Annotated in this window: 2 protein-coding genes; both read left to right on the top strand. The window is 34.2% G+C overall.

The genetic code is table 11. From position 1 onward, the window contains the following. Positions 1–279 precede the first annotated feature (279 nt). The gene (locus D7D25_RS17895; protein ID WP_148038986.1) at positions 280–465 is read left to right on the top strand and encodes a hypothetical protein; all 186 of its coding nucleotides are present in this window, start codon (positions 280–282) and stop codon (positions 463–465) included. Positions 466–540: 75 nt separating this feature from the next. Further along, positions 541–1,473 carry a carboxypeptidase-like regulatory domain-containing protein gene (locus D7D25_RS17635; RefSeq protein ID WP_122970213.1) on the top strand — a complete coding sequence of 311 codons (933 nt, stop codon included), beginning with the start codon at positions 541–543 and terminating at the stop codon, positions 1,471–1,473. The last annotated feature ends 19 nt before the right edge of the window (positions 1,474–1,492 follow it).

The following is a 1,492-nucleotide window of genomic DNA, read 5'->3' as shown; positions in this document are numbered from 1 at the left end:
GTTTAACTAAACTTACAAGAAAAGGCACTGCAAAGATAACACAACACACGGTAATTTCAAACACCCACGGGTTTGGGTATAACAGATTTTTACCGGAAGCCGCCCGAACAGTGAAGAATAGTAGCTAACAGGCGAAAAAAAACAGTATGTTTGTGATATGCTCGATAAGATATGTCTCGTGAAGAGATATAGCTATCTGATGAAATTTTAGTGAATAATAATCGGAAGTTATTCCGAAAAACGAGATGAGTAGAATTTATTTTTTTTAGTTACAAAATTATGAAAACAAAAAAAGGTTCAATCGATTTAATACTTTCTCTTGATAATATCGTTCTTTCAAATGACGATTTGATCGAGATCAAAGGTGGAAAGAATGACACCGCAGGTTGTGGTGTAGGATGTGGAGCCGGTTGTGGAGGTGGATGCAGCGGATGTAGCCAACCTGACGAACCAGTATTAGTATAAGAGTTTCTCTTGTGGAGATAAAGAGATTTTATATTTCTTTATCTCCAACTTTCTATTCTTAAATAACCCAATAGAATGAAGAAAAAAATAGACATCTTGCTTCTGACTTCCTGTTGTTTTCTTAAAGTATTTTCACAGGAATATCACATTCAAGGTACAATATTGGATAATAAAATGATTCCAATTGAATTTGCGACCGTAGCATTATTATCATTACCAGACTCTGCGCTAATTGATGGAACAATTTCTGACAGTTCTGGACATTTTTCTCTTTTTACAAATGAAATCGACAATAATTTTTTAAAAATATCCTTTGTTGGATATGAAACTAAATATTTACCCACAAAGTCTGAGCAGATTATCATCTTGCAGGCAAATTCTACATTGTTAGATGAGGTTTCTATAAAGGTCTTTCGTCCGAAAGTAACATTTAAAGATGACCGCTTCGAAGTAAAAATAGAAAACAGTATAGCTGCAAAAGGCAATACAATTGAATCTCTTTTACAACAACTACCTGGAGTATGGGCAACATCTGATGGATCTATTTTAATAAATGGCCTCTCGGGAGTACAAATCTATATAAATGATCGTCCTGTTAATCTTTCAGGAGCTTCCTTAATGAAGTATTTGAGTTCATTTCGTTCCGAGGATATTAACCGAATAGAAGTTATACAAAGACCATCTGCGATTTATGCAGCGGAAGGAAATGGCATTATTAAAATTATCACAAAAAAAAATATAGATGGAGGAGTAAGTGGTACTATTGGGACAAAAATAGATAAACAATACTTTTCCGGATTCACACCATTCATTTCATTCCAATATCACAAAGGTGATTTTGGGGCTAATATATCATTAAATGGAGAAAAAACCAAATGGTTGTTACTCACAGATAATTATGCCAAAGATATTCAAAGGAATGTGGATTATAAAACACAATTGAAAGATACTGCTGAAAACGGAGGATATCCACCCACGCAAAACGGGGATATCCGTTCACTTTTCTAACTCTTTAGTCTAATGGCGA

Source organism: Proteiniphilum sp. X52, from assembly GCF_003712195.1.
In the GTDB taxonomy this organism is placed as follows: domain Bacteria; phylum Bacteroidota; class Bacteroidia; order Bacteroidales; family Dysgonomonadaceae; genus Proteiniphilum.
This window is presented reverse-complemented; position numbering and strand designations above follow the sequence as displayed.

Coding starts and splice junctions, on each gene's coding strand:
- D7D25_RS17895 (WP_148038986.1), top strand. CDS start 280: ATGAAAACAAAAAAAGGTTCAATCGATTTAATACTTTCTCTTGATAAT.
- D7D25_RS17635 (WP_122970213.1), top strand. CDS start 541: ATGAAGAAAAAAATAGACATCTTGCTTCTGACTTCCTGTTGTTTTCTT.